The sequence below is a fragment of the Leucobacter aridicollis genome (assembly GCF_013409595.1).
In the GTDB taxonomy this organism is placed as follows: Bacteria; Actinomycetota; Actinomycetes; order Actinomycetales; family Microbacteriaceae; genus Leucobacter; species Leucobacter aridicollis.
This window is the reverse complement of the sequence record NZ_JACCBD010000001.1, coordinates 3004782-3022433: the sequence shown is the minus strand read 5'-3', so window position 1 is coordinate 3022433 and position 17652 is coordinate 3004782. Positions and strand designations below refer to the sequence as shown.

Here is a 17652-nt window from a genome sequence, read left to right as displayed (position 1 = left end):
CCCGCGCTACACTCGCTCACATGAATGCAACCCCGCAGCCAGGTGTCATTGCCCGCGGGATGAGCCTCTGGCAACGCGTCCAACGGACCCGACCGTATCGAACGTTCTCCCACTTCACCGACGTCGGAGGCAGCGTCCTCTCCGGCGGGATGAGCTACCAGGCGCTGTTCGCCGTGTTCGCCGGGCTCGTCGTCGGGTTCAGCGTCTTCGGTATCGTGCTCCGGGGCCAGCCGGAGCTGCTCGCGACGATCATCGAACAGATCAACATCTTCGTGCCTGGGCTGCTTGGCGAGGGCGGCGCCGATGCCGCGGTGCCCGTGCAAACGTTGCTGGAGACCCGAGCGCTCGACTGGACGACGCTCGTCGCAGGCCTCTCTCTCGTATGGGTCGCGATCAACTGGTTCACCGGCACGCGTCGCTCGATCCGGATTATCTTCGGCCTCGAGGTGAAGGAGTACCGCAACGCCATCCTGCTGAAGGTGCGCGACTTCGCGCTCGCCGTCGGCTTCTTCCTCGCGATCATCGTCTCCGCGGCGCTCGTGCTCGTGAGCTCGAACCTCACCGACCTGCTGCTCTCGTGGCTCGGTGTGAGCTCCGACAACTGGTTCTTCGGCGGGGTCGGCACCGTCGTGCGCTACGGCGCGATGTACGTGTTTGACGTGCTCGTGCTCGTCGCAATCCATCGGTACCTCGCCGAGGTGCGGATCGGCTGGTGGAACCTCGTGACGGGCTGCATGGTCGGCGCCGCCGCGCTCTTCGGACTCAAGCTGTTGGGCACCGCACTGCTTGGCGGAGCGACGAGCAACCCGCTGCTCGCGCCGTTCGCCATTTTCGTCGGCCTGCTGTTGTGGTTCAACTTCATCTGCCGGGCCCTCTTGCTGACCTCCTCCTGGATCGCGACCGGCCTGGACTCCAAGCTCGGAACGCCGGAGGCGGCGGAGCCAAGCGACGCGTTCCGGCTATTCGAGTAGCGGGTGGCTCCGCGCCCAGCGCGGATGCGGCAGAATGGTGGGGTGAGCGAGAACCAGGAACCTGCTGCGAAGACCTCAATCCGTGTAGGCGTCATCGGCGGCGGCCAGCTCGCCCGAATGATGGTGCCGCCGGCGATCCACCTCGGCCTCGACATCTCTGTGCTCGCAGAGACCGAGGGCATGAGCGCTCAGCGGGCAGCGGACATGGTCGGCGACTATCGCGACCCGGAGACTGTCTACGCGTTCGCGGAGACCGTTGACGTTGTCACGTTCGACCACGAGCACGTTCCGCACGAGATCCTGAACGAGCTCGAGCGCCGCGGCATCGCAGTGCACCCGCGCCCGCACGCCCTGCAGTACGCGCAAGACAAAATCCTGATGCGCGAGAAGCTCGCCGAGCTCGGCGTGCCAATTCCCGCGTGGGCCGCCGTCGCCGACGAGGCGGCGCTGCAGACCTTCATCGACGCGAACGGCGGCCGCGCCGTCGTGAAGACCGCCCGCGGCGGCTACGACGGCAAGGGCGTGCGTGTCGTGTCGCAGGCCGACGAAGTACGCGACTGGTTCGCGGCGCTGGCCGAGGACGCGCGCGGCGGGTTCCTGCTCGCCGAGGAACTCGTCGACTTCACGCGCGAGCTCGCCCAGCTCATTGCGCGGCGGCCCTCAGGAGAGGCCCGTGCGTGGCCGCTCGTCGAAACGATTCAGCGCGACGGCGTCTGCGACGTCGTGCTCGCGCCCGCCCCGGTCTCCGACCCCGAAACCGCGGCCGAGGCTGCGCGCATCGGCGCGATCGTCGCCGAGGGCGTTGACGCGACCGGCGTGCTCGCCGTCGAGATGTTCGAGACGCGCGACGGGCGCGTGCTCGTGAATGAGCTCGCGATGCGCCCGCACAACTCGGGCCACTTCTCAATCGAGGGATCGATCACGAGCCAGTTCGAGCAGCACCTCCGCGCCGTCACCGATCTGCCGCTCGGGGACCCGGCGATGGCCGCGCCGTACGCGGTGATGGTGAACGTGCTCGGCGGCCCAGCCGAAGGCCCGATGCCGGTGCGCTACCCGGCAGTGCTCGCCGCTCACCCCGCCGCGAAGATCCACAGCTACGGCAAGCTGCCGCGACCCGGTCGCAAGGTCGGGCACGTCACCGTTGTCGGCGACTCGCTTGACACGGCGCTCGCCGAGGCGCGCGCCGCTGCTGACGGCTTCGCCTAGACGGAAGCGGGCCGGGTGGCCCGGTACGATAGGGGCATGAGCGAATCTGCACCCCTCGTCGGCGTCATCATGGGCTCCGATTCAGACTTCAGCGTGATGGAAGACGCGGTGCTGATGCTTCGCGAGTTCGGCATTTCCCACGAGGTTGAGGTCGTGAGCGCGCACCGGACGCCCGACAAGATGGTGAGCTACGCCCGTGAGGCCGCCGGTCGCGGCGTGCGCGTCATCATCGCGGGTGCCGGCGGCGCCGCCCATCTCCCCGGAATGGTCGCCTCGATGACATCTTTGCCCGTCATCGGCGTCCCGGTGCCGCTCGCGCGGCTCGATGGGATGGACTCGCTGCTCTCGATCGTGCAGATGCCGGGCGGGATCCCCGTCGCCACCGTCTCGATTGGCGGGGCGAAGAACGCCGGCATCCTCGCCGCCCGCATCCTCGCGACGAGCGACGACGCGCTGCGGGCCACGCTCGACGAGTACGCCCAGGGGCTTACTGACATGGTCGCGGAGAAGAACGCGGCGCTGCAGGCGCGGGTCGCGGGCACGGCATAGCCTCAGGCAGGGCCGTAATCCGCCCGCGCGGATCTCAGCTAGATCAAGGCGTGGGTCTCCCAGAGCTGCCACGCGACCGAGTTCCATGAGTAGCTCCGACCGCGGTCTGCCGCGTGAACGGTCAACCGCTCGAGCTCGCTCGTGCCGTCGCCGGAGCTCGCGATACAGAGCCGCGACAGCGCTGTGATGAACCCCTGTGCCTCCGGCTCGGCGATCCCGGCGTCGAGCACCTGCTCGTCGAACGCGGTCGAGCCGGCGTGCAGGACCGGAACGCCCGCCATGAGCGCCGCGGCGATCGTGTAGCCGGTGCCAGCGAAGGACTGCGGCTGCAGGAGCATCGTCGCCCCCGAGATAACTGCCCCGACATCGGAGAGATCTTCAACTGGCACGACGGTCACGCGCTCACGGATGGCCGCGGACAGCTGGGCGACGACGTCGCCGGGCTGCGGCGAGCCCTTCACGTGCAGCACCGGGTCGAGGCCGGAGATCACGACAAGATGCGGGAGCGACGGGTCGGACTCGTAGGCGTCGAGCACCCACTGCAGCCTGCCGTAGTCGTCAAGGTTCGCCGTCGTCACGAGGTACTGCTCGGGGAGGCCGAGGCGCTCGCGGCGCGCTGCGGACTCGTCGGTCGCGAGAAACGCGGACGGCGCGACCGGGGGGATGACCTGCACCGGTAGGTCGTGCCCGTAGTGCTCCTGCAGCAGCGACGCGGTCGAGTGTGAGGTCGTGATGAGCACGTCTGCGTAGCGCGCGGCCCGCTTCACGAACGACCGGGTGAGCCGAGCCTGTGCCGGAGTCAACAGGTCGGGGGCCTCCCAGGCAAGCCCGTTCGGGACCGTCACTGTTGTCTGCGTGCCGTCGTCCTCTGCGCGGGAGCGCAGCGGGATCATCGGGGTCACCGAGTGCGTCATCTCCCCGTCGAGCGGGCGAGCCGTGGTGCTCGACTGCCACAGGATGGGCAGCGCGTTCGCGCCCATGGGCAGGTGCTCCGAGGAGATCCGCGGCGAGTTGAACTCGGGCGGGACCGTCCCACGGGCGGACAGGAAACGTGCGCTGCAACTGCGCGGTGCTGTCGCAGCGAGCGCGTTCGCGAGATCCTCGGCTGCCGCGAAGTGCACGCGGGCTTCCCAATCGGGAAAGGGCTCGGCGATGAGGCTGAGAGTCGCCATGCCCACCTCCGAAACGTGTCTTCACTTACTGTTGGCCTTGAGCCATTCTACGGGGCCGTCATTGCAGTTTCTGTGCGGCGCGCCCTGAGAGTTCACGGAGTGCCTCATGGTTCTCCACAATCACGTGAAGTAGCCTCTTGCTATGCGTGTTCTGCTCACCGGAGGGGCCGGCTACATCGGCTCCCATACTGCCCTTGTGCTCCTCGAGCGCGGCCACGATGTCGTCGTGCTTGACGACTTCTCAAACAGTAGCCGCGAGGCGGTGCGCCGGGTCGAGGAGCTGACGGGGCGGGAGATCCCAGTGATCGAGGCCGACCTGGCCGATCGCGCCGCGGCCGAGGCAGCGTTCGATGGGCTCGAAGTCGACGCCGTCGTCCACTTCGCCGGGCTCAAGGCCGTGGGGGAGTCGGTGGCGCAGCCGACGCGCTACTACCGCGTCAACATCGACTCGACGCTCAACCTGCTTGATCTCATGCGCGAGCGCGGGATCGCCAGGCTCGTCTTCAGCTCGAGCGCCACGGTGTACGGCGACCCGCAGTACGTTCCCCAGGACGAGGAGCACCCGGCGGGACTCGGCCTGACGAACCCGTACGGCTGGTCGAAGGCGATGATCGAGCAGATCATCCGCGACGCGCAGGTCTCGTGGCCCGCGCTTGAGGCCGTGCTGCTGCGTTACTTCAACCCCGTCGGCGCGCACCCCTCGGGGCGCATCGGGGAGGATCCCTCGGGGATCCCGAACAACCTCATGCCATTCATCGCGCAGGTCGCGGTCGGCAAGCGGGAGAAGCTCAGCGTGTTTGGCGATACCTACCCGACGCCCGATGGCACGGGCGTGCGCGACTACATTCACGTGATGGACCTCGCCGAGGGGCACGTGGCCGCGCTTGAGCGGATGACAGCCGGCGTGACGGCCTACAACCTGGGATCGGGCACCGGATCGAGCGTGCTCGACGTCGTCCGCGCGTTCGGCGAGGCCGCGGGCCGCGAGATCCCGTACGTCGTCGTGCCCGGTCGCGACGGTGACGTCGCTGAGACGGTTGCGAACCCGGCAAAGGCGAACCGCGAGCTTGAGTGGCAGACGCGCCGCTCGCTTGCCGACGCCTGCAGGGATTCGTGGGCCTGGCAGTCTGCGAACCCTGACGGGTACGGTGTATGAGCGCAAGCCTGGACTATGACCTAGAACGGCCGATCCGCACCCCGGATCTGTCGTCCCCGCCGCTCATGACCAAGCGGGCGCGGTGGCTCGTGGTGCTCGGCTTCCTGCTGCCCGGAAGCGCGCAGCTGCTCGCCGGCAACCGGAGGCTCGGCCGGTTCGGGATCGGTGTGACCGTCGGCGCGCTGCTGTTCGCGGCGATCACGCTCCTCGGGCTGCTGTTCGCGCGCGCCGCGACGCTGTCAGTGCTTACCAACGGCCTGTTTCTGCTCGTGCTCCAGTGGCTCATCGTCGGGGTCGGCGTCATGTGGCTCGTGCTCGGCATCGATACCCTCCGGCTCACCCGGCTCGTGAAGGTGAAGCCGAAGTGGCGGGTGCCCGTTGCGATGCTCTCGGTGATCCTCACCCTCGTTCCCGTCGCGGGCGCCGCTTGGGCGGCGACCCTCATCAACTCCGGTCGCGGCGCGATCGGGAGCATCTTCATCGGAGCGCCGGCTGTCGCCCCGATCGACGGGCGCTACAACATCCTGCTCCTCGGCACCGACGCGGGCTCGGACCGCGAGGGCATGCGTCCCGACTCGATCTCGCTCGTGAGCGTCGACGCGAAGACGGGCCAGTCCGTGATCATCGGCCTGCCGCGCGAGCTCATCGAGATGCCGTTCCCCGAGGAGTCGCCGATGGCGGCGATCCACCCCTACGGCTTCGGCGTCGCACCCAACTCGTTCGGCGACTGGGGCGGCTGCTACACGACCTGCTACCTCAACGCCGTCTATACGGAGGTCGAGGACTTCCCCGACATGTACGGGGGGCTCTACCCGGAGGCGGCGAAGCGCGGCTCCGAGCCGGGCATCGAGGCGACGAAGGACGCGGTGCAGGGCGCAACGGGCCTCGACCCGCAGTTCTTCGTGCTGCTGAACATGGACGCATTCTCGAACATCATTGACGCGCTCGGCGGGGTCACCGTGAACGTCCCCGAGCGACTCCCGATCGGTGGCGGGATCGACGAGTACTCGGGCGAGCTCGTGAACGTCGACGAGTGGATCGAGCCGGGCGAGCAGCACCTCAACGGGTACTACGCGCAGTGGTTCGCCAGGTCACGGTACGGCTCGGCGAACGGCGACTACGACCGCATGCAGCGCCAGCGCGACCTCCAGGCCGCGATCCTCGCCCAGATGAACCCGACGAACGTGCTGCTGCGGTTCCAGGAGATCGCCGCGGCCGGAACGCAGCTCGTGAAGACCGACATTCCCGACTCGATGCTTGGGCGATTTGTCGACCTCGCGGGTAAGGCGCGCGGCCACGAGATTGTCAACGTCGAGCTGGTACCGCCCACCGTCGACCCCGAGGCGCCCGACTACACGGTGATTCGTGACCTCGTCGCGCAGGGCGTCGCGGCGGCCAGCCCGCAGCCCGAGGGCGACGCTCAGTGAGCGATCCCCTAGACTAGGTCGGGTTTCACGTGCAACGAAAGGGTGGTCATGCGGGTCACTGCAGTACTGGTCGCCTTTAATCGACGCGAATTGCTCGCGGAGGCGCTCGACGCGCTCGCGGCGCAGTCGCGACCCGTCGACCGGCTCGTTGTCGTCGACAACGCCTCGACCGACGGCTCGACCGAGTTCGCCGAGGAACGGCTCGCCGAGTGGGGCGAGTGCGCTCGGCTCATCAAGCTCGACAAGAACACTGGCGGGGCGGGCGGCTTCGCCGTCGGCATCGCCGCCGCCGTCGTCGATGAGGAGACCGACTGGGTCTGGGTGATGGACGACGACACTGTCCCAGGGCCCGACGCCCTCGCCGGCGCCCTCGAGACGCACGAGCGCTACCGCGCTTCAGGCCGGGACGATCTCGCCGTGATGGGCTCGCGCGTCGTCTGGACTGACGGCGAGGACCATCCGATGAACACGCCGAAGGCCAAGATCCGCGCCGGCCAGGCCGAGCGCGACCGCGCCGCGGCTGCCGGCGGGATGGAGATCCGGTCGATCTCGTTCGTCTCCGCGTTCCTGCGCGCCGCCCGCGTGCGCGAGCTCGGGCTGCCGATCGCCGACTACTTCCTGTGGAACGACGACTTCGAGTACTCGGCACGGCTGCTCCGCGGCGCCCGGGGCATTTACACGCCGGCCTCGGTCGTCACCCACAAGACCGCGAAGCGCGGCTCGAGCGACGCCGACCCCGGCCCCCGCTTCTTCTTTGAGGTGCGAAACAAGCTCTGGGTGTTCCGCCGCTCCGACGCGCTCTACGGCTGGGAGAAGTTCCTGTACTTTGGCGCGAGCGTGCGCCGCTGGATCCGGACCTTTCGAGCGTCGAGCGACCGCGCTCAGCTGCGTGACTGCCTGAAGCGCGGTTGGCGCGAGGGCATGCGCACCAACCCCCGGTCGACGCGCGACGTGCTGCGCGACACGGGCGTCCCCGTCGACGTGATGATCGAGATCGAGCGGCTCGAGAAGGTCGAGCGCCGCTCCTAGCGCCGCCGCGCCGCGCGACACTGCGCGGAGTGCGTGCGCGCCCCTACTGGGAGTGCATGCGCGTGAGGAAGCTCCACATCCAGTTCGCGGCGGTCTCTGGAGCCGGCAGCGGATCCTGGGCGAGCCACGCCTCGATGACGCCGAGCAGCGCCCCCGAGGTGCCGGCGGCCTCGATGTCGACAGGAAGATCGGTGAGGCGCCGATACTCCGGCGAGAGGAGGATCCCGGCGCGGACGAGCGCGAGGATCCTGGCGCGCACGCGCGCGACGACGAGCGCGGATCCGTGCGGGCCGAAGACGCCGCGATAGAGGCCAGCGTGGTCGGCGAAGTGATGCATGAAGCGCACGAGCTCCGCCGGCGGGCGAGTGGGATCGGTGATGACCACCGGCTCGTCGGCGCGCGCCATCTCGGTCTCGATGTGCTCGAGCGCGGCCGCGAGGAGCTCCTCGCGGCTCTCGAAGTGCTGGTAGAAGCTCGAGCGGTTCACGCCCGCGAGCTCGATGATGTCTTTCACCGTGATGTCGGTGATGGGCCGGTCAGACGCGAGTGCCACGATCGCCGTGCGCAGAAGCGTCTGAGTGTGTGCCGCGCGTGGATCCATACCGTCGATTCTGGCAGGAAAACCGCGACTCGTACGCCGCGAACGAACGCCCTGTGTCTCCGACACGTGTTGGAGTAGCCTGGAGGTGCTCGTCCTTGCGCAGGGCAGGGACATCCACCGAGGGAGGCCCCATGTCCACACTCACCGCCAACAGCACCATCGGCGACTGGCTCGATCACCCGGAGGGCGGCGCGGCAATCCGCGCGATGCTCGCCCAGTCCGGAGGCGACGCCGACTCGCTTACCCCGGTGCGCGCGCTGCCGCTCCAGCAACTCGTCGCGCTCAGCCAGGGACAGATGCCCCAATCCGTCGTCAACGACCTCGTGCGTTCGGTCAACGGCGGTGAACTTCCCGAGGATACCGACAGGGGCGCATGGCGTGAACGCGTCACGGGCGGCCGCTTCGACGGCAAGACCGTCATCGTTACGGGCGCCGCGAGCGGAATCGGCCGCGCCACCGCCTCGCGAATCGTCCGCGAGGGCGGCCGGGTGGTCGCCGTCGACATCTCCGCCGAGAAGCTCGCTGAGCTTGCCGAGGGCGCGCCCGAGGGGAGCGTCGTCCCAGTCGCCGGTGACGTCACCAAGCAGGACGACATCGACAAGATCCTCGCGGCTGCTGGCGACCGCATTGACGGACTCGCGAACATCGCCGGCGTGAACGACGACTTCTCGCCGATTCACGAGACGAGCGATGAGATCTGGGACCGTGTCATCGGCATCAACCTCACGGGTGTCTTCAAGCTCACCCGGGCCGTTGTGCCTGCGATGCGCGCGGCTGGCGCCGGCTCGATCGTGAACATCTCGTCGGAGGCCGGCATTCGCGGCAACGCCTCGGGCAACGCCTACACCGCGTCCAAGCACGGCGTCATCGGCCTCACCAAGAGCGCGGCATTCATGTACGCGACCGAGGGCCTGCGCGTCAACGCCGTCGCCCCTGGAGGCGTTGCCACCGGTATCCCCTTCCCGGCAAACGTGTCGGAGTTCGGCAGCGCGCGCCTGAAGCCGTTCCAAGACGCGATCCCGTCGGTCGCGACCGCCGAACAGCTCGCGGCGTCGATCACCTTCCTGCTGAGCGACGACGGCGTGAACATCAACGGCGCGATCCTCACGTCTGACGGCGGCTGGTCGGTCCAGTAAGCGCACTGGGGCGCCGCGGGCCGGGGTCTGTGCCCCGGCCCGCGGCGTTCGGAGGCGGGGCGAGCCCAACCGTTGCTAGGACGGCGCCGCTGTGGCGCAACCAGCGGTTGTTCCAGCACGCGAGCGCAACTGGCAGGTTGGCCGGTTCGCGTGACTCTCGAGGCGCTCTGCCTCGTTTGCTCGATACGCTCGAGAGGCAGGATGAGTGCGAGCGGAGGAGTGGAACATGGCCGGAATCGGATCGTTCGTCGCCGAGGCGCGACGTCAGCGCGGGTGGACACAGGAAGGTCTCGCCGCGAGGCTCGGGGTGTCCGCTCAAGCGGTCTCGAAGTGGGAGACCGAACAATCGATGCCAGACGTCGGAATGCTCCGGCCACTCGCCGAGGCGCTTGATTGCACCGTCGACGAACTGCTCCAAGGCGATCCGGCGGTGCTGAAACGAACACCGGGCGCGCTCGTCGGATCGCGGGCGGCCTCCTCCGCGCATGTGACGACCAAGGTTGTCGTGCGGGTTGAGGATCCGCAGAAGGAGACGCCGACAGTGATCACCGTGCCGATCGGACTCGTGAGGTTTGGGGCGCAGATCTGGGACCGCATTCCCGGGCTTGCGGAGGCCTCCGAGATCGACATGGAGGCACTGATGGACCACATCGCGCGCGGGCTCGTCGGGGAGGTCATGCGCGTCGAGACCGGCGAGAGCGGCGTCGTCGTCATCTCGCTCGAATAGCAGGCGGCGTTGGCGCGGCGGCGTGAGGGCGGGGTGGGGCGGCGCTGCTCCGGCTAAGCTGGTGAGGCTATGGTGACTGCCCCCGAATTCTCGCTCCTGCTGCCTGTGTACGCCGGCGACACCCCCGCGTTCCTACGGTTGGCCTACGAGAGCAGCGTTGACGATCAGGTGGTGCGACCCGCCGAAGCGGTGATCGTCCAGGACGGGCCCGTGCCAGCGCCATTGGAAGCCGAGCTCGCGCGCATCGAGCGCGACAGCCCGATCCCCGTCCGGATCGTGCGGCTTCCGGAGAACCGCGGCCTGACCGTCGCCCTCAACGCGGGTCTCGACGCGTGCGCCTACCCGGTGGTTGCCCGCATGGACGCCGACGACGTCTCAGACCCTCAGCGCTTCCGCAAGCAGTGGGCGATCATGAACGAGGGGGCCGATCTTGTCGGGACCGGCATGGCCGAGTTCGAGAGCGACGCTGCCATCGTCGCGGCCGTCAGGGTGCCCCCGACCGGGGCAGATCGGATCCGCGAGCACGCCCGTACCCACAATCCCTTCAACCATCCCACGATGATGTACCGGGTCTCCGCACTCGACGCTGTCGGCCGCTACCAACCGCTCGGAAAGATGGAAGACTACTGGCTCGGCGTGCGGCTCATCGCCTCGGGCGCGCGGGTCGAGAACATCGCCGAGCCGCTCGTGAGGTATCGGGTTGGCGCCGGCGCCTTCGCCCGCCGCGGGGGCTGGCAGGAAGCGAAGACGGAGTGGAGGCTGCAGCGCGAGATGCTGCGGATCGGGTTCATCACCCGCACGCAGTACGTGCGCAACGTTGTCGTCAAAGGCGTCTACCGGCTGATGCCGGCGTCGCTCAAGCGAGTCCTCTTCCGCCGATTCGTCGGCTCAGGGTTGCCCGGGGACAAGTAGCCTCCCGTGTGGGCGCCGGGACGAAGTTCCCGGCGAACTTACCTGAGGGTGGCGGTCATCACGTTCCGGTCGTCACGACCCACCCACTGAGCGAGATCCGCCGCGAGGCCCGTGCTGAACTGCGCCAGGTCGAGCTCGGCGAGCAGGAGATCGCCCGAGGCGTACGCGGCGACAAGGGAGTCGATTTCTGCCGCGGGGATGCCCTGCCTGGACATTCCGACAGTATTGACGCCCCGCACTCGGGCAGGCACGCCAAACGCCTTCGAGTGCGGCGGCACGTCGCGCGCGACGGGAGTGCCCATGCCGATCATGCTGCCCGCCCCGATGAAGCGACGCTGGTGCACGCTCGCGTTCATCCCGATGTTGACCCGATCGCCGATGACGCAGTGGCCACCGATAGAGACCCCAGCCGAAACGGTGGTGCCAGCGCCAAGCAACACGTCGTGCGCCAGGTACGCGCGGTTGAGGATCCAAGAGCCCGCGCCGACGGTCGTTTCGCGGTAGCTTCCCTGGTGGATCACTGCGCCCTCCCGGATGACGGCGCCAGCGCCAATACGGACGCCGGCGTGGGTGAGGTCACCAGTCCAGGCAGCGTTCTGCGGCTGGTCGGTCATTTCCGGCGGTGCGCCGATCTGGGCGCCGGGGCCGATCCACACGTTGTCGCCGATCGTGCACGGGCCAAGGATCACAGCGCCGGGGCCGATCGTTACATCCGCGCCAAGCACAACGCCTGGACCGACGTAGGCGAGCGGGCTAATCTTCGAATCGCTCACGAGCTAGCCCGCGATGGCGACGGTCGCGCCGGTCTGTGCCGACTCAAGAGCGGCCTCGCAGACGCGCAACACCTGCAGGCCCTCACGGAGCGTGACGATCTCGGTCGCGGTGCCGAGGATGCGGTCGCGGAACGCCTCGTGCTCGGCCTTCAGCGGCTCGCGCTTCTCAAGCTGGAATCGGGTGACAGTGCCTTCACTCACGCCGCGGAACGACGTGACAGCCTCCCACTCCGTGGTGTGCGTGCCGTTCTCGTAGAACGTGAGGTCGGCGGTGAGCGTGTCAGCAATGAACGAACCGCGCTCGCCCGTGACGAGCGTGAGGCGTTCCTTGAACGGCGTGAGCCAGTTCACGACGTGGTCGGTGATGATCCCGTTCGCGAGCTTCGCAGAGATGCTCACCATGTCTTCGTGGGCGCGGCCGGACCGGAACGCGGTCTGCGCGGCGACCTGCGTGTAGTCGGAACGTGCGAGCCACGCCGTCAGGTCAACGTCGTGGCTGCCGAGGTCCTTCATGACGCCGACGTCGGCGATACGCGCGGGGAACGGGCCCTGGCGGCGTGTATGGATCTGGTAGACCTCACCGAGATCACCGTTCTCGAGCCGCTTGCGGAGGCTCACAAGTGCGGGATTGAAGCGCTCGATATGACCGACAGCGCCCACGAGATCCTTCGCCTCGAACGCCTCGACAAGGCGGGTCCCCGCCTCGAGCGAGTGCGCGACAGGCTTCTCGATCAGCGCGTGCACGCCAGCCGCAGCGAGCTTCAGTCCGACTTCCTCGTGAAACTGTGTCGGGACAGCGACCACGACCGCGTCGACGCCGTGCTCAATGAGCGCGTCGACGGAGTCGTACAGCGGAAGGCTCCCGGCGACGCCGTGCGGGTCACCCATTGCGTCTGCAACGGCGACGAGCTCGACGCCTTCGACTTCGCGGGCGACACGAGCGTGGTGCCGTCCCATCATTCCGAGGCCGATGAGGCCGAAGCGGAGCGTCATGGCGTTCTCCTTGGGTCGGTGTATGTGCGTCAGCAAGCCTATCGGAGGGGAGCTGGCGCGGGTGTGGGAGGGGAAGTTGAAAGCTTCGGACTACCCGCCGTCGTGCGGGTGGAAATGGATGCCCGTGTCGAGCGTGAAACGTGCGACGCCGTTGGAGAACTCCATGATCCGCTCCTCGAAATCTTCGAGGCTACCGGTCGGCTGAGAACGGATGAACCCCCACGGCCCGGAGGGGCCGCCGTGCTTCATATACATCGCGAGAAAGTGCCCACGGCCGAGCCCGATGGTGAGGGGTTCGTCCCGCGTCCGCGGAACGTAGCTCGTGATCACGCCAAACTCGAACTCTTGGTAGACGCCAGGTTCTGGCCCCTCAACTGCCTGTTCGGGACCCGTGGGAGCTCCAAACCTTTCGGGGTCCGCTGAGTACACGTCGTAGATCGATCCTGACACCGGGTACGCGGTCTCTACCGAGTCCGGGTTGGATTGGAGCCGCACGATTGCCTCGTCGATCGGGCCATCGTAGATAACCCGTCCGCGATCGAGCACGATGCCGCGGGTGCAGAGCTTTCGCACCTGGTTCGCGTTGTGGCTCACGATGAACATCGTTTTGCCCTGCGCCTGGAGATCGAGCATGCGCTGCTCGCACTTCTTACGGAACTCAGCATCACCAACCGAGAGCACCTCGTCGACAAGCAGCGTGTCGAGCTCCGTATGCACCGCGACGGAGAACCCCAGTCGCGCGTACATTCCCGAGGAGTAGCGCTTTACCTCGGTATCGATGAAGTCGCCGATCTCTGAGAACTCAAGGATGTCATCGAAGCGCGCGTCGGTCTCCTCCTTGCTCATTCCGAGGATTGCAGCATTCAAATACACGTTCTCGCGACCCGTCAGATCGGGATGGAAGCCAGCGCCCACCTCGAGGAGGCCGGCAATCCGGCCGCGAGTGCGGATCCAACCCGCGTCGGGATCCATGACGCCAGAAAGGAGCTTCAGGGTAGTCGACTTGCCCGAGCCGTTCCGGCCCATGAGGGCCACCGATTGGCCCTCAGGCACCTTGAAGCTCACGCCGTCCACTGCGTGAAAATCAGTCGAAAGCTCTTTCCGCTTGATCTTCGAGATAAACGCCTGCTTGAACGAGTGCGCATGCTTGATCCGGAAGGTCTTGCTGACGTCGTTGAAAACGATGACCGGCTTCTTTGGGGGCGTCTGCGGCGCTGAGTCAGAGATGCTGGGCAAAGCTGCCCTCCAATTTCCTAAACGTAAGCTGGCCGATCACAAGCGTTGCGATTGCGATGCCGGCAGCAATAAGTGTGTGAAGAATGATCTCCGGCGGACGCGCGTCGTTCGGTGCGATCGGGGCCCAGAATGCCGTATGGAAAAGCTCCACAGCGGCGGTCATCGGATTCACCATATAAATCTGATAGAGCCAGTTCGGGGCATGCGTCGCAACCATGCTCCACGTGTAGAGCACGGGCGATGCCCACGTCGCGAACATCAGGATGAGGTCGACAAAGTTCTTGGCGTCGCGATAGGCGACATTGATGGCGCCGAAGAACAGCCCGAGACCGAGTGAGAAGATGAGGATGAGGATCACGCCGGCGACAAACGAAAGCACGGCAACCCAGCTGAACGTCCAGCCGAACAGTAGAACGACTGCCAATAGCAATGCCGCCTGGGGGAGAAAGTGAATCAGGGCGACGCCGAGCGCGGCTATCGGGAAGAGTTCGCGGGGCAGGTAAATCTTCTTGACGAGCGACTTGTTGTCAGTGATCGCGCTCGTCGTGTTGCGGAGGGTCTCGCTGAACAGGTTGACCGCGACGATCCCAGTGAAAAGATAGACGGGGAACGACGTAATGTCGTCTCGGCCGCCCATGAGGATTCCGACCACGATCGAGTACATGATGAACTGTGCGGCCGGTCGAATGTATGACCACACCCAGCCGAGCGCCGACCCGTGATAGCGGGTGGCGACGCCCTTCTTCAGGAGGAGTGACAGGAGATGCCTGTGACGGAAGACACCGAGGAGGCCGCTGTCGGTCCCCGGTTTCGTAAAGTCTGGATCGTTCAGAATCGCATTTGCGCTCACAAAGTCCAGTCTACCGGCCGATAGCTGCACTCCTGATGAAGGGGACTACCATGTAAGTCGCGCGGTACTCGTCGTGAGTAGCTCGGAGTAGGGGGTTCCATGTCTTTTGCGGTTACGTCCGCTGGGGTGACGCTGCCGCCGCTCGAAGCAGGAGTGCTTTCAGTGGACGTCAGTTTTGCAGATCATCGCGTGTGGTCGATTGATCTCAGCTCGGGTAACGTTCCGCAGGACCGGTCCTATCCGTGGCCGGCACCACTACTGCCGTATCTCGTTGGCCGAACGAATGTCCGTCTCTCGCAGTCCGGGACCGGGCGGCTACTTGGCTCTGTTGAGGTGCGTTTTACGGAGGACCCCTCCGAGCCGCGCGTGACCGATGCAGACGGAGTTCCGCTCGCCATCAATAAGTGGGGCAGGCTGGGGAAGACGCTTGAGGCCGGAAATACGGGCGTGCAGGGACGAATCCTCGACCGCACCACCGAGGTCATTGCCCATCTCGAGGGGCTTGGATTGCGTCCGTTCGTCGTGGGCGGCACCCTCCTCGGCGGCATCAGGGACGGTGCGCTGCTTCCGCACGACGACGACGCTGACGTCGCGTATCTCTCCACGCATACGAACCCCGTGGACGTTGCCGCCGAGGGCTTCGCCCTGGGGCACAAGCTTGAGGCTCTCGGCTACGAACTCGTTCGCCACAGCGCCACCCACATGCAGCTCTACTTCCGGGGAGAGCACGGGCAACTCGACTACTACGTTGATGTGTTCACGGCGTTCTTCACCGACGACGGCCACATGAACCAACCGTTCCACGTGCGCGGTGAGATGCGCGAAGAGCAGATGCTCCCGTTTGGTACCGTGCAAATACAAGGGCGGTCATTCCCCGCACCAGCCGACCCCGAGGCCTGGCTCGTCATCAACTACGACGAGAATTGGCGCACTCCGATTCCCGGCTACCGGCTCGAAACACCACTCCCCACAGTTCGACGATTCCGCAATTGGTTTGGCTCGTTTCACCACTCACGGGACTTCTGGAATGACCGTTACCGTGTTGAAGGGGCGGATAGTGACCGCCAGTGGCAGAGCGGGGCTGACTGGATTCTCTCTCAGGAGTCCGATTTCACCGGCGGGTGGCTCGTGGACCTCGGTGCAGGGGCTGGGGCGCTCGGGGCACAATTGCGGGACCGTGGGCCGCACCGTCAGGTCATCGCGGCAGACTACTCGCCGTATGCGCTTGAACTTGCGGCGGCACACGGTCCTGAGCGCTTTTCGACGATTCACACGAACCTCTATCGGAGTCTTGCGCTAGCGCTGCCACAGGACGCTGAAATCAGGGGTCCCTTCGACCTCGTCGCGAATCATCTCATTCAACACCTCGGCCCACACGCGATTCCGAATGCACTGCGACTCATCCGCATGGCCGTCCGGTCGGGCGGAACCGCGGCTGCAACGCTCTATGGCGAAATCGAGAGTGCGGATCCGCATGAGAACCCCACAGACTGGGCAATTCCGCCCGAGGTGCTGCAAGATCGTGCAGCAGACTTCGGGCTGCACGCGGAGATATCGGAGATTGCCGCGTCCCCCGAAGAACAACATCGGCGACCATACGGAGTCCGCTTTTCCGAGAACCGTAATTCTGGCAAGGAGAACCAATGATGCAGGAGCGCCAGCGCTTTTCACAGCGAGTGTTGAATACGCTATTTCGAAGCCGCCAACTGGCGGTACGCGTGGATGAACTTGAGCGAGAGCTCGACGAGGTTCGCCGCGATAGCCTTCGGGTCGCCGAGATGCTCGACCTCATCGAGACGCGACTCACCCCGGGCTACCCCGGGCAGGCCGTAGACCAGCCCAACAACTGACAGCCCAGGTTTCTCCTTGTGAGCAATCCGAATCGAGAAAGGCCAGCAGTGGCAGAATCCTTTGACGAGAAGCGCCCCGAGACTCGGCCTGTACCGATCGTCACGAACCCACAGGTCGCTTCAGTACAGGGACGCGTTGCTGCGGTCATTGTGACCTACAACCGCCTCGCGAAGCTTCCGAAGACGCTCGAGACTGTGCTTGCACAGAGCTATGGGTGCGACTGGGTTGTCGTGGTAAACAACAACTCAACCGACGGGACCCGGGAGTACCTCGAGGGCCTCGACAATCCCAAGCTTGAGATCCTGCATCTCGACGAGAACCTCGGTGGGGCGGGCGGCTTCGAACACGGCATGGCACGAGGGTACAATCTGGGCGCCGACTACGTCTGGATCATGGATGATGATTGCTACCCAGAAGCAGAGGCACTCGAGATCTTGCTGCGCGAGCGAGACCTGTCGTCACAGTCGCTCGGCTACGACGTGCCCTTCGCCTGTTCGCTCGTCAAATTCATCGATGGTTCCCTCTGCGAGATGAATAATCCGATCACCACTTGGGATTGGCCGCGCGCCTACCTCGACGGCCGGAAGTCGCTACTCATCACTGAGTGCACCTTCGTCTCAGTTCTTGTCCCGCGGTGGGCGATTGAGGAACACGGGCTGCCGCTCGGCGAGTACTTCATCTGGTTTGACGACAAGGAGTACACGAAGCGGCTGACGCGCCACTACGGTCCGGGGATTATTGCGTTGGATTCGCTTGTCGTCCATGACATGGGAGTGAATGCCGGCGTGAACTACCGAATGATCGACGAGTCCAACGTGTGGAAGTTTGAGAAGGGCGCCCGAAATCAGGCGTCCTACAGGCTCCGCAATGAGGGCCGTATTCCCTATGCGCTCTACTACCGACGGATCTTGCGTGAGATGCGCGAGGGAGAGGTGTCGAAGCCGGTTCGCAAGCGCATGCGTCGTGCGCTGAACGAGGCCCGGAAGTTCAACCCACAGCCCCGTTTTCCAGACAATCCCCTCTACCAGTAGTGCGATGCCCGCGGATCACCGGTGGATGCGCG

18 protein-coding genes are annotated in these 17652 nt (G+C 66.0%); 12 read left to right on the top strand and 6 right to left on the bottom strand.

What is annotated here, in order from left to right; genetic code table 11:
* Positions 1-20: 20 nt before the first annotated feature.
* Genes BJ960_RS13955 through purE form a run of 3 tightly spaced genes read left to right on the top strand, consistent with a single transcriptional unit; the run spans position 21 to position 2726 of the window.
* Complete coding sequence (locus tag BJ960_RS13955; RefSeq protein ID WP_121076781.1) at positions 21-971, top strand: YihY/virulence factor BrkB family protein; 951 nt, start codon at positions 21-23, stop codon at positions 969-971.
* Positions 972-995: 24 nt separating this feature from the next.
* Positions 996-2177 carry a 5-(carboxyamino)imidazole ribonucleotide synthase gene (locus BJ960_RS13950; RefSeq protein WP_185987732.1) on the top strand — a complete coding sequence of 394 codons (1182 nt, stop codon included), beginning with the start codon at positions 996-998 and terminating at the stop codon, positions 2175-2177.
* Between the two features lie 36 nt (positions 2178-2213).
* The gene (purE, locus tag BJ960_RS13945) at positions 2214-2726 is read left to right on the top strand and encodes a 5-(carboxyamino)imidazole ribonucleotide mutase (RefSeq protein WP_185987731.1); all 513 of its coding nucleotides are present in this window, start codon (positions 2214-2216) and stop codon (positions 2724-2726) included.
* Positions 2727-2764: 38 nt separating this feature from the next.
* Here the strand turns inward: purE and BJ960_RS13940 are convergent, their stop codons facing one another.
* Positions 2765-3898, bottom strand: a complete 1134-nt coding sequence (locus BJ960_RS13940) for a glycosyltransferase family protein (RefSeq protein ID WP_121076787.1) — start codon at positions 3896-3898, stop codon at positions 2765-2767.
* A gap of 142 nt (positions 3899-4040) precedes the next feature.
* Between BJ960_RS13940 and galE the strand changes: the two genes are divergently transcribed.
* Genes galE through BJ960_RS13925 form a run of 3 tightly spaced genes read left to right on the top strand, consistent with a single transcriptional unit; the run spans position 4041 to position 7510 of the window.
* Positions 4041-5054, top strand: coding sequence for a UDP-glucose 4-epimerase GalE (gene galE / locus BJ960_RS13935; protein WP_185987730.1), 1014 nt, complete (start codon positions 4041-4043; stop codon positions 5052-5054).
* Entirely contained in the window at positions 5051-6481 is a 1431-nt protein-coding gene (locus BJ960_RS13930) for an LCP family protein (RefSeq protein ID WP_121076791.1), read from the top strand. The genes galE and BJ960_RS13930 overlap by 4 nt, the downstream gene beginning before the upstream one ends.
* A 48-nt stretch (positions 6482-6529) precedes the next feature.
* Positions 6530-7510, top strand: a complete 981-nt coding sequence (locus BJ960_RS13925) for a glycosyltransferase (RefSeq protein ID WP_121076793.1) — start codon at positions 6530-6532, stop codon at positions 7508-7510.
* A 43-nt stretch (positions 7511-7553) separates the two neighbouring features.
* Here BJ960_RS13925 and BJ960_RS13920 read toward each other — a convergent pair whose 3' ends face one another.
* Positions 7554-8111, bottom strand: a complete 558-nt coding sequence (locus BJ960_RS13920; RefSeq protein WP_185987729.1) for a TetR/AcrR family transcriptional regulator — start codon at positions 8109-8111, stop codon at positions 7554-7556.
* Between the two features lie 131 nt (positions 8112-8242).
* On the opposite strand from BJ960_RS13920, the gene BJ960_RS13915 reads away from it, so the two are divergent.
* From BJ960_RS13915 to BJ960_RS13905, 3 genes are all read left to right on the top strand, one after another.
* Positions 8243-9247, top strand: coding sequence for an SDR family NAD(P)-dependent oxidoreductase (locus BJ960_RS13915; RefSeq protein ID WP_185987728.1), 1005 nt, complete (start codon positions 8243-8245; stop codon positions 9245-9247).
* Positions 9248-9473: 226 nt separating this feature from the next.
* Positions 9474-9974 (top strand): helix-turn-helix domain-containing protein, encoded by a 501-nt coding sequence (locus BJ960_RS13910; protein ID WP_185987727.1) that lies wholly within the window; start codon positions 9474-9476, stop codon positions 9972-9974.
* Between the two features lie 69 nt (positions 9975-10043).
* The gene (locus BJ960_RS13905) at positions 10044-10886 is read left to right on the top strand and encodes a glycosyltransferase (protein ID WP_185987726.1); all 843 of its coding nucleotides are present in this window, start codon (positions 10044-10046) and stop codon (positions 10884-10886) included.
* 38 nt (positions 10887-10924) lie between these two features.
* Here BJ960_RS13905 and BJ960_RS17275 read toward each other — a convergent pair whose 3' ends face one another.
* From BJ960_RS17275 to BJ960_RS13885, 4 genes are all read right to left on the bottom strand, one after another.
* Complete coding sequence (locus tag BJ960_RS17275; RefSeq protein WP_185987725.1) at positions 10925-11659, bottom strand: acyl-ACP--UDP-N-acetylglucosamine O-acyltransferase family protein; 735 nt, start codon at positions 11657-11659, stop codon at positions 10925-10927.
* Positions 11660-11662: 3 nt separating this feature from the next.
* Complete coding sequence (locus tag BJ960_RS13895) at positions 11663-12652, bottom strand: Gfo/Idh/MocA family protein (protein WP_185987724.1); 990 nt, start codon at positions 12650-12652, stop codon at positions 11663-11665.
* Positions 12653-12742: 90 nt separating this feature from the next.
* Entirely contained in the window at positions 12743-13888 is a 1146-nt protein-coding gene (locus BJ960_RS13890) for an ABC transporter ATP-binding protein (RefSeq protein ID WP_221936314.1), read from the bottom strand.
* Positions 13872-14738, bottom strand: coding sequence for an ABC transporter permease (locus tag BJ960_RS13885; protein WP_185987723.1), 867 nt, complete (start codon positions 14736-14738; stop codon positions 13872-13874). Before BJ960_RS13885 ends, BJ960_RS13890 begins: the two co-directional genes overlap by 17 nt.
* A 366-nt stretch (positions 14739-15104) precedes the next feature.
* On the opposite strand from BJ960_RS13885, the gene BJ960_RS17270 reads away from it, so the two are divergent.
* The 3 genes from BJ960_RS17270 (at position 15105) to BJ960_RS13875 (ending at position 17620) form a co-directional block, all read left to right on the top strand.
* Positions 15105-16385: a class I SAM-dependent methyltransferase gene (locus tag BJ960_RS17270; protein WP_185987722.1), complete on the top strand. Its 1281-nt coding sequence runs from the start codon at positions 15105-15107 to the stop codon at positions 16383-16385.
* 71 nt (positions 16386-16456) lie between these two features.
* On the top strand, positions 16457-16588 hold the full coding sequence (locus tag BJ960_RS17060) for a hypothetical protein (RefSeq protein ID WP_259126141.1): 132 nt from the start codon (positions 16457-16459) through the stop codon (positions 16586-16588).
* Between the two features lie 48 nt (positions 16589-16636).
* Complete coding sequence (locus BJ960_RS13875) at positions 16637-17620, top strand: glycosyltransferase family 2 protein (protein WP_185987721.1); 984 nt, start codon at positions 16637-16639, stop codon at positions 17618-17620.
* Positions 17621-17652 lie beyond the last annotated feature (32 nt).